The organism is Mycetocola zhujimingii (genome assembly GCF_003065425.1).
In the GTDB taxonomy this organism is placed as follows: domain Bacteria; phylum Actinomycetota; class Actinomycetes; order Actinomycetales; family Microbacteriaceae; genus Mycetocola_A; species Mycetocola_A zhujimingii.
Window position 1 is genome coordinate 647,788 of sequence record NZ_CP026949.1, and the last position, 13,526, is coordinate 661,313.

A 13,526-nucleotide genomic window follows, 5' to 3' on the forward strand; every position below is an offset into this window, starting at 1 on the left:
CGTTGCGGTTCAGTAAGTGGGGTGCGGATGCCGTCAGCCGCGTGCGGAATCAAAGTGGGGCAACGCATCGAGCAGGCCCCTGGTGTACCCGTGTGCCGGCCGGCTGAAGACCTCGTCGACGGCGCCCGCCTCGACGACGCGGCCGTCTTTCATGACGAGGACCTCGTCGCTGACGTGGAAGATCACCCCGAGGTCGTGCGAGATGAAGAGGTACGTCAGATCGAGTTCGTCCTGCAGGTCGGCGAGCAGGTCGAGGACCTGCGCCTGCACCGACACGTCGAGCGCCGACACCGGCTCGTCGAGGACGAGCAGTGCCGGGTTCGCGGCCAGAGCCCGTGCGATCGCCACCCGCTGGCGCTGGCCGCCCGAGAGTTCAATCGGTCGCCGGTCGAGGTGTGCCGCCCCGAGCCTCACAAGCCCGAGCAGTTCGGACACCCGGGCCGCGCGATCAACGCGCGAGGCTCGTCCGCTGGCCGACACCGCCTCGCCGATGATGCGCGACACCGTGTACCGCGGATCGAACGAACTCAGCGGGTCCTGGTAGACCACCTGGACCTGCCGACGCAGCCGCGTGCGCTCCGCCGGCGTCGCCGATGCCCACGATACCGAGTCGATCGACACCGAACCCGAGTCCGGCGTCTCGAGGTTCGCGAGGATCCGCGCCGTCGTGGTCTTGCCCGACCCCGATTCGCCGACGATCCCGAGCGTGGTTCCGCGGCGGATGCTGAACGATACGTCATCTACGACGGTGCGCCGCGTGCGGTCGTGGCCGGGGAAGCTCTTGCTGATGCGTTCGACAACGACGAGAGGGGCGGCGTCACGGTCCCGTTTCGGCCTGGTGTGCGTGGCCGTGGGGTCGGAGCCGGTCGCGCCTGAGGTCGCGCCCAAACCGGTCAGGCCCGCGTTCGAGTCCGCGCGAGCCACACTCGCGCCCGCATCCGTGCCCTCGACCGGCGCCGACAGTCGCCTGCGCCGCGAGCTGGGGGAGGGCACCGCCGCGATGAGGGTCTTCGTGTAGCTGTGTTGCGGGTCGAAGAGCACGGCATCCGTTGTGCCTTCCTCCACGATCTCACCATGTTGCATGACGGCGATCCGGTCGGCGATGCGGGCGACGACAGACAGGTCGTGGCTGACGACGAGCATGCCGGTTGAGGAGCCTTTGAGCGTCTCGAGCAGCCGGATGATCTGCGCCGCGATCGAGGCGTCGAGTGCGGTCGTGGGTTCGTCGGCGATAAGGAACTCGGGGTCTGCGGCGATCGCGGACGCGATGAGGGCGCGCTGGCGGAGGCCTCCCGACAGCTGGGACGGGAGCTGGGCGTACCGCAGTTCCGGTTCGGGTACGCCGACGCGAGCGAGAAGGTCGAACACCTTCGCGGTGCGCTCGCGGCGCGACAGGGAGGTGTGCAGTTTGAGAGGCTCAGCGATTTCGGCACCGACCGTGCGGAGGACATCGAGCGAGGAGAGGGCATCCTGAAGCACGAAGCCGATCCGGTCGCCGCGGGTGGAGCGCCACTGCCGGTCCGACCAGGTGCGTGTGTCGGCGCCGTCGAAGCTGAGCCGGTCGGCGCGAACCGTCGAACCCAGCCCGGCGAGGCCGACGAGGCTGCGGGCGGTGACGGACTTGCCTGAACCGGACTCGCCGACGAGCGCGAGGCACTGGCCCCTGTCGATGCGGAAGGACACGTCGCGCACCACCGTCGTGGCGTCGTGACCCGCACCGAAGCCGACCGTGAGGCCCTCGACATTGACGAGAGCGGGGGCGGCGGCACCCGCGGCGGCACCGGCACCGGCGAAGGAATCGACCCGGGCCCCAACGGCGGACCCAACAGCGGAATCGCGCGCGCTCACCGGGCCACCCGCCCTTCGGAACGGCGGCGGAGGTCGCGGCCCACCGCGGTGATGGCGAGCACCGTCGCGACGAGGAACGCCGACGGTACGAGGATCAGCCAGGGCGCGTTGGAGATGAAGTTGCGACCGACCGAGAGCATCGCGCCCCACTCGGGAGCGGGTGGCGGCGTGCCGAGGCCGAGGAAACTCAGCGAGGCGCCGGCACCGATGGCCCCGCCGACACCGATCGTGGCGAGCACGAGAACCGGCTTGATGGCGTTCGGCAGCACGTGGGTGAGAACCACCCGCAGCCGCGAAAAACCGAGGGTCGTGGCAGCCTCGACGTACGCCGACTGTCGCACGATGTGCGTTTGCGCACGCACGAGCCTGGCGTAGTACGCGATGCCGGCGGCTCCGATCGCGAGAATGGCGTTGAGGGTCCCCCCGCCGATGAGCGCGATCACGACGAGCGCGAGAAGCAGCTCGGGAACGGCGAGCGTCACGTCGAGGAACCGCATGACGGCGCTCTCCACGAACCGGTTGCTGAGCCCGGCGAACAGGCCGATGATGGTGCCGAACACCACGCCGATCGCCGTTGCCGCGAGCCCGATCAGCAGCGACGTGCCCGCTCCGTGAACGACGCGGCTGTAGACATCCGCCCCCGATTCGTCGGTTCCGAAGATGTGGCCGGGTCCAGGGGGAGTGAAGCTGTCTGCCGGAGAAACCTCGAGGGGGTCGACGGATGTCAGTAGCTGCGGCGCGAGGGCGGCGACCGTCACCCAGACGAGAAAGAGCACGGCGAGCGTGAGGCCGGGGCGGAACTTCCGCCGCCGTGCACGCCGAACCGGATTGACCGGTGCCGGTGCGAGCGTGGGGACGACGAGCCCGTCGTCGATGGTGGCGCGGGGTGTCTGGTGCGAAATGTCAACGGTCACGATGTGACTACTCTCGGATCGACGAGCGTGTACAGAATGTCGACGACGAGGTTGACGACGACGTAGACGGCGGCGGAGATCAGGACGATCCCCATGACCACCGGAAGGTCCTTGTTGTAGACCGAGCTGAGCATGAGCCCGCCGACCCCCTGCCGGGAGAACAGCGTCTCCACGATCACCGACCCGCCGAGGAGGGTCGCGACGACGAAGCCGGACATCGTGATGGTGGGGAGGACGGCGTGCCGGAGGGCATGGATGATCCGCACCGGGGTGTCCCGCATCCCGCGCGCTCGGGCCGTGAGGATGAACGGCTGTTCGAGCACGTCCTCGAGTTCGTTGCGCAGCACCTGCGAGAGCGAACCGACGAGCGACAACGCGAGGGTGAACGCGGGCAGGATGAGCGGAACCAGTCCGTCGCCGCCACCGGCAGGAACGAGCCGCAGCGTGAACGAGAACACGATGAGCAGTCCGAAGCCGATGATGAAGCTCGGGGTCGCGGCGAGCACGACCTCGATGCCCGAGATGATCGACCGCAACCACGGGGTGCGCTGGGCGGTGAGCACCGCGATCGCGACGGTCAGGACGAGAGCGAGGACGGCGGCGGTTCCGGCCAGGACGGCGGTTGGGCCGACCTGCTGGCCGATGGCATCCGTTACCGGCATTCTCAGCCGGTAGGACTCACCGAGGTCGCCCTGCAGGAGGTGGGTGAAGTAGTGCAGGTACTGCACCAGGAAAGGCTGGTCGAGGAGGTAGTCGGCGCGAACCTGGGCGAGGGCCTCGGCGGAGGGACGAGCGTCCGCTCCGCCGAGGATGATCAGGGCCGTGTCGCCGGGGGTGATGTACAGCGCGAGGAACGTGAGCGTTGCAGCTCCCCAGAGTACGAAGACGCCGAGGAGAAGGCGCGTCGAGATGCGGCGGAGGATGGTCATTGCTCGAGCCAGGCTGTCGTGAAGACGGGCACCGGGTGTGAGGTGTCTGTCGTGATGCCCTTCAGCGCGCTCTTCGAGTACGCCCACTGGCTGTGGTTCTCGTAGAGCGGCAGGCCGGGAACCAGCTCGAGCAGGCGGTGCTGCACGAGCGAGTAGGCCTCGCGCGCCTCATCGCCATCGGGAGCCTGGCGGGTGGCGGTGAGCAGTTCATCGAGCTCAGGGTCCGACAGGTATGCCGCGTTCTGGCCGATCCGTTCGCCGGTGATTTCGCTGGAGTTGTAACGGATGAACAGGGCGTCAGGCGTGTTCGTGTGCCACACTCCGGCGATGCCGTCGTAGTCCCCGGCGTATCGGATCTCGGTGAGCTGCGCGAGCGGATACTGGTTGACCTGCAGTTCGATGCCCACCTTCTTGACCTCGCCCTGGAGCTGCACCAGGAGGGCACTCGGTGTCGCGCTCTCCACGGTCGGCACAACGACGGTGAGTCGCTTGCCGTCCTTCGTGCGGTAGCCGTCGCTGTCGCGCGTCGCCCAGCCCGCCTCGTCGAGGAGGTCGTTGGCCCTGTCAGGGTCGTAGGTGAGTACGCCCTCGGTCGACTCGTCGTAGTACGGCGTCTCGGACGAGAGGTAGTTGTCCTTGACGTTGAACGTGTTGAAGCCGACGCTGTCGGTGACGGCTTCGCGGTCGACAGCGGCGACAAACGCTTCACGAACGCGGATGTCGTCGAACGGCGCCCGCGAGAGGTTGAAGTGCAGCACGTTGGGGCTGCCGGCCCGCACGAGGTTCTCGTACACGAACTGGTCGTTGGCCTGGATGGCCTCCGCGTTCTGCGGCGGGAGGTTCTCGGTGATGTCGTACTGGCCGGAGACGAGCGTCTCGTAGCGGATGACCGCCTCGGGCACCACGGTGATCTCGATGCCGTCGAGGTGCGCCTCTCCGTCGTAATCGAGCCACTCGGGGCCCCAGTTGTAGCCCTCACGCTTGACGTAGCTGATGCTCTGTCCCACTTGGTAGTCCTCGACCACGAACGGCCCCGAACCGATCGGGTTCTGGCACAGCGTCTCGGGAGACTCGGTGATCGCCGTGCCCGAGGTCATGGCCAGCCAGGACTGGGCCAGCCCGTAGAGGAACGGGGTGTACGCGTAGGCGAGGTGTGCCTCGAAGGTGTACTCGTCGACGACGGTGCCGTCGACGTACGGCGCGATGTACGCGGCGGCGAGCGGCGACTTCGTGGCTGGGTCCCTCATGTGCTCGAGGTTCTGCCCGAGCACCTCGGCGTTCCACGGTGAGCCGTCGCTGAACGTCACACCCTCCTGGAGGTGGAAGGTGTACGTCTTTCCGTCGTCCGAGATCTCCCAGCTCTCCGCGAGATACGGCGCGATGTTGCCGTCGGCGTCGAGCGTGACGAGGTTGTCGTAGATGATGCGCCCGAGCAGCTGGTGCTGAGTCGCTGAGATCGAGTGGGCGTCGAGGCAGCCGGGTTCGGCCGAGATGGACAGTGCGAGGGTGCCGCCCTCGACCGGTTCGCCGGTGGTCGAGGTGTCGCCGGCACCGGAGCCCGATGCGCAGCCCGTGAGCAGCAGCGTCGTGCCCATGATGAGTGCGAGGCCTGAAACGAGGGCGGACCGTGCGCGTCGTGAAGTCATGGGTTCTTCTCCAGGGTGTCGGCGCCCCAGCGGAAAGCTCAGGCGAGTACCCCAAGAATGACGAGGTTCCCTCACCCGTCCAACTCACGGTTACGACATGTTGGCTCCCGTTACGTTCTGTTGTGCAGCGTTACGATTTCGCGCCGTTCTGCCCACAGTGCTTCGTCATATTTCGCACACCTGGGCCGTTGTAGGGCATACTCGCCCGGCATCCGTTCGACGGTTCTGCAAGAGATCGCACGCTGATCAGGGCGAGAACGCCGACTCTGTCCTGATCAGCGCACTATCTCCTGTCACCCGGGCGTGGCCGGTGGCGGTGGCGTGCGGATGCCGTCGGCCGGGCGTGCGGATGCCGTCACACCGGGACAAGGACAAAGGCCCGAGATAAGGACGCAAGCGCCGCGAACGTCCTTATGCCAGCGCGATGTCCTTGTGCGGGGACGCGGTGAGAGGATGCCGTGGCGCTGGCAGCAGCCGGCGGCCTCAGGAGAGAGCTACGCGGACGGCTCCGGCTTGGCCGCGGTTGCCGGCGGCTCGGGAACAATTTCGAGCCCCGACACGGAGTTCGACGACCGGACGAGCGCCTGCACCCATGCCGGGTTGATGATCGGGCTCTTGCCGCCGTAGTACTGGAAGGTCAGCGAAATCGCCGAGTGGATCCAGATCGTGGTGCGGCCAAGACCGTTGGCCTTCTCGCTCCAGGTGAAGGCAAACGATTCACCGCGGCGCAGCTTGGCAAGCATGACGATCTGCAGGTGGGAGAGGATACGATCGTCGATCGATGCTGTCACTTTTGAGTCGTAAGTGAGCGTTCCCACCGGGCGGACCTCCGTATTTACTCTGTCGCCTCTCGGGGTCTCCGACAGGGCTTCTTGATTCTAGGGCTGCGCACCGCCGATACCGGAATCGGCCACGCGCCCGGACGGGGACTTGACAGCGTTCCTGTCGGTCACACAGTGACGACGGTCACCCGGTCCTTGCCCGCGTTCTTCGACTGGTACATCGCGGCGTCCGCCAGTTTCAGGATGCCGTCTGTCGTGACCTCCGATTGAGCGTCAGGTGCGAGGAGCGCGACGCCGACGGAAGCAGACACCGGGAACTCGTCGGGAACGTCGATGAGCGGTTCTTTCACCGCGGCGCGGATCCTGTCGGTGACGTGGCCGACGGCATCCGCGTCTGTGTCTTCGCAGACGATCACGAACTCGTCGCCGCCGTACCTGGCGATGGTGTCGTTGGTTCGGACTGAGGTTTTAAGGCGCTCGCCGATCTGCCGCAGAACCTCGTCGCCGATGGCGTGGCCGCAATTGTCGTTGACAACTTTGAACCCGTCGAGATCAAGGAAAACGACGGCGAGGGGACGTCCGCTCCTGGTCGCTGTCGCGAGTGCCTGCGTCAGCCTGACCTGCAGCACCTTGCGGTTCCCGAGGCCGGTGAGCTGATCGCACAACGCCATCCTCGCCAGCTGCGCCTGCAAACGGATGCGGCCCAGAACGTGCGCCGCCTGCCTCGCGAGCGTTGTGAAGAGTTCGACGGCCTCGTCGTCGATATCCCGTCGCCGCCCGAAGAAGCAGACGACCGCGCCGATCGGACGTCCAGCCTCCATGAGCGGAACAGCGCTCACCGTTTCGAGACGGGCGGAACGCAGAACGGATGCCGTCTCTTCCGACCGAAGGTCTTCCTCCTCGGAGGTCGACACGGTGACGACCCTGCCGAGTTCCATCGCACGCTGCTCTGGCATGCCGGGAACATGCATCAGATGCCGGAGCGGGTGGGTGCCTGCTGCAACGGAAAGGGTCCCGGACTGGTCGGCGAAGAGAACTGCCGTGTGGGTCGCGGTGAATGCCTCGCGCGCGCTCTCGGCGAGTGCCTCGGCGAGTGCCTCCTCGGTTTCGGCGATCGTGAACGCGCTCGACGCCGACTGGAGCACCCGGATCCACGCCTCGGAGGCTTCTGCGGCGCGCCGGGCAGTAAGGAGTTCGCGCTCGTAGTCGCGACGCTCGGTCGAGTCGAAAACCGCGATCCGGACCTCGCCGGACTCGTCGGCCTGGACTCCGTTGACGAGAGTGGGCAGCGTCGACCCGTCTGCACACAACAGGGAGAGTGCGATCTCGTCGACCCGCCCCCGCAACCGCAGCACGGGGAGGTACCGCGTCTCGTGGAAGAGTCGGCTGCCGACGGTGAGGAGTGATTGAAAGGAGCGCCCGGTGACGTCGGCGGGCGTGAGTCCCACCATGCGAAGGAAGGTGGTGTTCGCCGCTGTGATCGTTCCATCGGCGTCAGTGACGAGGTACCCGCACGGCGCGTGTTCGAAGAGTTCCTCGAAGTCGAGCTGGCTCGCGGTCAACGCCTGGTTGGGCGCATCATCGCCGGTGATGGTCACCGCAGGTATGCCTTGATCTGGGTGGTCAGCTCGTCGGGGGCGGAGAGGTTGGGGCAGTGCCCTGTCGCCTCGAGTACGACGAGCGTGCTTCCGGGGATCGACCTGTGTACGTACTGTCCGACCGGGAGCGGAGCGATGATGTCCTCCTGGCACTGCAACACCAGGGTCGGCGTGGTGACGTTCGGCAGGTCGTGCCGGTTGTCGGAGAGAAAAGTCACCCGTGCAAAGTGTCCGGCGATCGTGGGATCGGTGCGGCAGAAGCTCTCGGTGAGAGATTCGCCCAACTCGGGACGTGAACTGTGGCCCATGATGAGCGGTGCCATCGCCGCCGACCAGCCCAGGTAGTTGGCATCGAGCGCGTCGAGCAGGGAGTCGATGTCTTCCTGTTCGAAACCGCCCGTGTAGTTTTCGGTGTTGACGTAACGCGGCGACGGGCCGACGAGGACGAGTGCTCCGAAGCGCCCGGCGTCCTGCGTCGTCGCGAGAACACCGATCATTGCGCTCACCGAGTGACCGACGAACACGACATCCGTCAGGTCGAGGTCCTCAAGAATCTCGAGAACATCGTCGGCGTACCCGTGCAGGGAGTCGTACTTACCCGCGTCGTACGCCGAGAGGTCGCTCGCTCCGGCGCCGACATGGTCGAACCGGACGACGAGGTAGTCGTCTTCGAACTGCGGCGCTACCTGGCTCCACATTTCGGAGCTGCACCCGAAGCCGTGTGCAAAAACAATGGGCCGACCGGCGGGGTTTCCCGTCACCGAAACGTTGTTTCGTTTGCGGACGGGTGTCGTTGCGTCTGTAATCATTTGCGGCTCCTGCTGTGCACCACTGAAATCCGAGAACCGCTCATCGGTACCGCCGTTTGGTGGCTCCAAAATATTAGTGGAGCCGGGTCGCGGCGAGCAACGCGTGTACCTTTCCGACAGAGAGGGCCCCCCACAGGCACCCCGTCGCGGATTATACGCACAAGGTGCCCGAAACGGCGAGCGTAGATTTCGTGTGCGGGGCGTTGCACGATGAGCTATGCGATTTTGCCAGCGAACTCTTCAGGCCGCTCTCCGAACTAACGGAGCGGCGAGATCGGGCAGGCCGCAATGACCCTCGAAGACGACCTCCAGGGTTCTGTCGCGAGGCACGAGATCGAGGCGTATTTCCAGCCACAGATCGACGTCGCAACCGGTGAGATCACCGCGGTCGAAGCGCTGGCACGGTGGCGGCATCCGGTGCAGGGGCTCATCCCGCCGGTTGACTTCATCCCCATTGCCGAGCGCACCGGCATCATCCACGAGATCGGTGCCTTCATGCTGGAGGAGGGAGTCCGTCACGCCGCCAGGTGGCGACGAGACGGACTCTCAATCCACGTCTCGGTGAACGTCTCCGCTGTGCAGCTCGCGACGCCCGACGTTTTCGAGCAGTTGCACGCACTCCTTGGTGAGCACCAACTGCCTAACGGCACACTCACCATCGAGATCACCGAATCGCAGGTGATCACGGATCTCGCCGATGTCGCCACCCGGCTCCACCGCCTGCGCGCGATCGGTCTCGGCGTCTCGCTCGATGACTTCGGGACCGGGCATTCATCGCTCGCCCAAATCAGGGACCTGCCGATCACCGAACTCAAGATCGACAAGTCACTGATCCAGGAAAACACGAGCAACGGGGCACTGATCGCCGTTGCAGTGGCGCTGCTCCAGGAGCGTGGTGTGCAGGTGGTTGCCGAGGGCGTCGAGACGGCGGAACACCTCGACCTCGTGCAGCGCATTCACTGTGACCGGGCGCAGGGCTACCTCTTCGGTCGCCCCGTGCCCGTCGACGAACTGGACCCGGTCCTGGCCGGTGCGCAGTGAGCGCACTGCCGCCCGGATGCCTGAGGGCGTCAGAGGCCGCTGAAGGAGTCGTCTTCGATCGGCACAGAGTTCTCGTTGCCGGAATCGGCTCCATTATCGCCGCCGACTTCGATCTGGCTCCACACAACGGGCATGCCGGGGGAGAACAGAATATCCAGGCCGGGCCCACCGCGTAGCGGTGGAATGGTGACGTAGCCGCCGCCAGCCTGAATGGCCTTGAGGATCTGTGCCCTCAGCTCGGACACCGGGTCCGGAAGAAAGTAGTCACGTCCGTCGACGGTCAGCCTGTGAACAATCACTTGGTATTTCCTGTCTGTGCCTGGCGAGGACTCACCCATCGCATCCTCACCAACGTTAGTGGCTCATGCAACCAGATCGGGTCTGGAGCGAGGGGCTTGCGCTTTCCGGGTGCGGTGGTAGTGCTGGTCGCTAGCTCGTGACGAGCTCGGGCTGCGGGGGGCGGGGAGCACCGGGGATGAGCCCGAGCGAGGCAAGCAGGAGGTCGGGTTCGTCGCGAACCTCGGCGTAGCAATACCAGGCCGGGCCCTCCGGGCCGATCATCTCGAACCGCGCCGTCGAGCCGCTCGCGAAGGGGGCGTCGCGTTGAACCACCATGGCGCAGCTCACGTCAGCGGTGCGGGTTGCCGTTGACACGGTGACGAGGATGCCGGGCAGGATCAGGGCGATGACGCCGATGATGACAAGGAAGCGCAGGGGGCGGAGCATCCGCTGTGAGGGCAGTGGCCTGCCGTCACTCGGTTCGTAGCCGTCGAGCTCCGGGTAATTGGTCACTGAGTCATTTTGTCATCGATGGCTGGGAACTGTGCGCGTCGCGTCGAGCGCAAGCCGCGGGGTTGCCCTGCTCGCGCGGCGTTTCACGCGACCGGTTCGCCGAGGCCGGTCAGGCGCCTGGACCGAGTGGCAGCGGATCTCACGGCTCCAACGCTGGCGAGGATGACGAGGCCGATGGCGACCCAGCCGAGAACCGTGAGGTGCTGGTGGAGCACGATCACTCCGACGACCGCCGCTGTCGCGGGTGCGAGGCTCATCAGGATGGAAAATGCCGACGCGGCGAGACGCCGAAGGGCGAACAGTTCGAGGGCGTAGGGGATAGCGGACGACAGGACGGCAACGGCTGCCCCGAGGGCGAGGATGCCCGGTTCGAAGAGCACGGCTCCGGCAGTCGCGATGCCGAATGGCAGGGTCACCAGCGCGCCGATGGTCATGGCAATGGCGAGTCCGTCGAGCTTTGGGAACCGTGCGCCCGTTCGCGCCGAGAGCAGGATGTACGCCATCCAGCAGGAGCCGGCACCGGCGGCGAAGAGCACGCCGATGGGATCGAGTTCGTCGACTCCGCCCCAGCCGAGCAGGCCAACACCGGCGACCGCGAGAACCGCCCAGAGCCAGCTCGATGCCCGGCGGCTCACGATTACCGAGAGGACCAGCGGACCGAGCACCTCGATGGTGACCGCCGCGCCAAGGGGGAGTCTCTCGAGCGCGAGGTAGAACAGGACATTCATCGCGGCGAGAATGAGGCCGAAGCCGCCGACGGTGATCCAGTCAGCCCGCGAGTATCCGCCGAGCGCCGGCCGGGCGACGATCAGGAGCAGCAGGGCGGCGAAGACGAGGCGCAGGGCCACCATGCCTACCGGATCGACGACAGGAAACAGGAGCACAGCAAACGACGCACCGATTTCCTGGCAGAGCAGGCCGCCGAGAACGAGAGCGACACCGAGAGTCGCGCCCTGCGATGCGGGGTGCGGTGCTGTCGAGGTCATGGTGTCGAGCGTAGGGCCGCACTGCCTGCTTCATGAAATGGCACGGCCTGCGGGCCTCGTTGTGAGGGCGGGTGACGGCGACGGAAGGTGGTGGGGTTCACGCGGCGCCGCCTCGGTGCCCTAGACGGCATCCGTGTGTGGGGAATATGGTCGCAGTCAACGCAGGTTTCTGAACGGACAGAACGGGGGTGCGATATGGGAGGCAGTCTCCTTACCGACACCGAGTTGCGTGAGATCGAACAAGCGAATGAGTCAGGACGCCCGCCGATTGTGTTTGTGCACGGTCTCTGGCTGCTGTCGTCGAGCTGGGACCGGTGGCGGACGCTGTTCGAAGATGCCGGGTATGCCACACTCGCACCGATCTGGCCCGACGACCCCGCCACGGTCGTTGCGGCGCGGCAGGACCCCGCCGTGTTCGCACACAAGATGGTCGGACAGGTCACCGAGCACTTTCTGGATGCCATCGGTCACCTGACCGCGAAACCCGCCATCATCGGTCACTCGTTCGGTGGCCTGATCGCCCAGAGCCTCGCCGGCACCGGTGAGGCGGCCGTGACCGTCGCGGTTTCGCCCGCTCCGTTCCGGGGCGTCCTGTCGCTGCCGCTGTCGTCGCTCAAGGCCGCAGCGCCGGTGCTCAGCAACCCGGTCAACGCCACGCGCGCGGTCTCGCTCACCTACGAGCAATTCGCCTACGGCTGGACGAACGCCCTCGACGACGAGGAGGGGCGGGCGCTGTACGACGAATTCCACGTCGCTGCGGCCGGCATCCCGCTGTTTGAAACGGCAACGGCGAATATCAACCCGTTCAGCAAGATCATCGTCGATACCCGGAACCCCGACCGCGGCCCGCTGCTGATCATCTCGGGGGAGCAGGACCACATGATCCCCTGGGCCATCGCGCAGGCCGGGTTCAAGCAGCAGGAACACAACCCGGGGCACACGGAGATCATCGAGATGCCGCACCGTGGTCACTCGCTCACGATCGACCACGGCTGGCGGGACGTCGCCGAGGTCGCGCTGTCGTTCGTCAGGGAGCACAGGTAGCCTGCGGGTCGCTGGTCGCTGCTCGGCGCGCTGAGGCGAGCCGTCGGGGGTGCCGAGCGTGGCCGGTAGGCTCGAGGGGACAGAAACTGGAGTCGCCACATGGGGCAACGCTCGACGCCCCGCGCGTCCACCCTGGTCGGAGCGCTCGTCGCTCTCACCGCCGCCATCGCGCTGGTGGTATCGATACTCAACCCGCAGGATGCGCCGCCAGCGACCCTGCCATCCACGTCGCAGACACCAATACCGGGTGAGCCGACCGACGAAGGCACGGCAAGCGGTACCGGCGGCACCGGCCCCATGGCATCCGTCCCGATCGTGGGAACAGCGAGCGAGACACTGGCCGCACTCCCGACCAAGGGTCGCGCGCCGAAGACCGGATACGACCGCACCGACTCCTTCGGCAGGGCGTGGATCGACGTCGACGGTAACGGTTGCGACACCCGCAACGATATCCTCGCCCGCGATCTCACCGAGATTCTCCTCGAGGGTGACTGCCGGGTGATGGCGGGCTCGCTCGACAACATCTACGGCGGCATCGACGTCGAGTTCACCCGTGGGCAGGACACCTCCACCGCTGTGCAGGTCGACCACGTCGTTGCACTCATGAACGCGTGGGAGACCGGTGCCCAGCAGCTCAGCCAGGCTCAGCGCGAGGCGCTCGCCAACGATCCGCTCAACCTGCAGGCGACGGATGCCTCCTCCAACGGACAGAAGCAGGCGGGCGACGCGGCAACCTGGCTCCCGCCCGCACACAGCTATCGCTGTGAATATGTGGCGCGGCAGGTGTCGGTGAAGGCCGTCTACCAGCTGTGGGTGACCGCTGCCGAGCGCGCCGCGATCGAAGGCGTGCTCGCGACCTGCCCTGGCCAGCCCGCCTACGGTTCGACGCTGGTGCCGGTGGCGCGATAGGGCCAGTGTGTGAGGGGCGATGCCCGGTTTGGGCGCGAACCCTCGGCGGCATTTACCTGCTCGCATTTGGCGGCATCCGCCCGCGTCATCCGCGAGGTGAATTATCGGCTATCCTTATTGAGGCCCTTGGGCCATCGGGGTGTGGCGCAGCTTGGTAGCGCGCTTCGTTCGGGACGAAGAGGTCGTGGGTTCGAATCCCGCCACCCCGACAGATAAGCCGTTCGGTTC

At 66.4% G+C, this 13,526-nt stretch carries 13 protein-coding genes and 1 tRNA gene; 4 read left to right on the forward strand and 10 right to left on the reverse strand.

Going from position 1 to position 13,526, the window contains the following annotated elements; translation table 11 throughout:
- Positions 1-33: 33 nt before the first annotated feature.
- The 7 genes from C3E77_RS03045 to C3E77_RS03075 form a co-directional block, all read right to left on the reverse strand.
- Positions 34-1,848 (reverse strand): dipeptide ABC transporter ATP-binding protein, encoded by a 1,815-nt coding sequence (locus C3E77_RS03045; RefSeq protein WP_108390284.1) that lies wholly within the window; start codon positions 1,846-1,848, stop codon positions 34-36.
- A complete protein-coding gene (locus tag C3E77_RS03050; RefSeq protein ID WP_198412187.1) occupies positions 1,845-2,762 on the reverse strand; it encodes an ABC transporter permease in 918 nt (305 codons plus the stop codon). Before C3E77_RS03050 ends, C3E77_RS03045 begins: the two co-directional genes overlap by 4 nt.
- Positions 2,759-3,691, reverse strand: coding sequence for an ABC transporter permease (locus tag C3E77_RS03055; RefSeq protein ID WP_108390285.1), 933 nt, complete (start codon positions 3,689-3,691; stop codon positions 2,759-2,761). The genes C3E77_RS03050 and C3E77_RS03055 overlap by 4 nt, the downstream gene beginning before the upstream one ends.
- Positions 3,688-5,337: an ABC transporter substrate-binding protein gene (locus C3E77_RS03060; protein ID WP_108390286.1), complete on the reverse strand. Its 1,650-nt coding sequence runs from the start codon at positions 5,335-5,337 to the stop codon at positions 3,688-3,690. Before C3E77_RS03060 ends, C3E77_RS03055 begins: the two co-directional genes overlap by 4 nt.
- A 494-nt stretch (positions 5,338-5,831) precedes the next feature.
- Positions 5,832-6,155, reverse strand: coding sequence for a DUF7882 family protein (locus C3E77_RS03065; protein WP_108390287.1), 324 nt, complete (start codon positions 6,153-6,155; stop codon positions 5,832-5,834).
- Positions 6,156-6,286: 131 nt separating this feature from the next.
- Positions 6,287-7,717 carry a diguanylate cyclase gene (locus tag C3E77_RS03070; protein ID WP_158270266.1) on the reverse strand — a complete coding sequence of 477 codons (1,431 nt, stop codon included), beginning with the start codon at positions 7,715-7,717 and terminating at the stop codon, positions 6,287-6,289.
- Entirely contained in the window at positions 7,714-8,526 is an 813-nt protein-coding gene (locus C3E77_RS03075) for an alpha/beta fold hydrolase (RefSeq protein ID WP_108390289.1), read from the reverse strand. Before C3E77_RS03075 ends, C3E77_RS03070 begins: the two co-directional genes overlap by 4 nt.
- Positions 8,527-8,814: 288 nt before the next feature.
- On the opposite strand from C3E77_RS03075, the gene C3E77_RS03080 reads away from it, so the two are divergent.
- Positions 8,815-9,567: an EAL domain-containing protein gene (locus C3E77_RS03080; protein ID WP_108390290.1), complete on the forward strand. Its 753-nt coding sequence runs from the start codon at positions 8,815-8,817 to the stop codon at positions 9,565-9,567.
- A gap of 29 nt (positions 9,568-9,596) precedes the next feature.
- Here the strand turns inward: C3E77_RS03080 and C3E77_RS03085 are convergent, their stop codons facing one another.
- From C3E77_RS03085 to C3E77_RS03095, 3 genes are all read right to left on the reverse strand, one after another.
- On the reverse strand, positions 9,597-9,866 hold the full coding sequence (locus C3E77_RS03085) for a hypothetical protein (RefSeq protein ID WP_232528905.1): 270 nt from the start codon (positions 9,864-9,866) through the stop codon (positions 9,597-9,599).
- Positions 9,867-9,996: 130 nt separating this feature from the next.
- Complete coding sequence (locus tag C3E77_RS03090) at positions 9,997-10,359, reverse strand: hypothetical protein (RefSeq protein ID WP_108390291.1); 363 nt, start codon at positions 10,357-10,359, stop codon at positions 9,997-9,999.
- Positions 10,360-10,442: 83 nt separating this feature from the next.
- Positions 10,443-11,345, reverse strand: a complete 903-nt coding sequence (locus C3E77_RS03095) for an EamA family transporter (RefSeq protein WP_108390292.1) — start codon at positions 11,343-11,345, stop codon at positions 10,443-10,445.
- Between the two features lie 195 nt (positions 11,346-11,540).
- On the opposite strand from C3E77_RS03095, the gene C3E77_RS03100 reads away from it, so the two are divergent.
- From C3E77_RS03100 to C3E77_RS03110, 3 genes are all read left to right on the forward strand, one after another.
- Positions 11,541-12,389 carry an alpha/beta hydrolase gene (locus C3E77_RS03100; RefSeq protein WP_108390293.1) on the forward strand — a complete coding sequence of 283 codons (849 nt, stop codon included), beginning with the start codon at positions 11,541-11,543 and terminating at the stop codon, positions 12,387-12,389.
- 99 nt (positions 12,390-12,488) lie between these two features.
- Positions 12,489-13,298: an HNH endonuclease family protein gene (locus C3E77_RS03105; RefSeq protein WP_108390294.1), complete on the forward strand. Its 810-nt coding sequence runs from the start codon at positions 12,489-12,491 to the stop codon at positions 13,296-13,298.
- Positions 13,299-13,433: 135 nt separating this feature from the next.
- Positions 13,434-13,507 (forward strand) — tRNA-Pro (locus C3E77_RS03110).
- Positions 13,508-13,526: the final 19 nt, after the last annotated feature.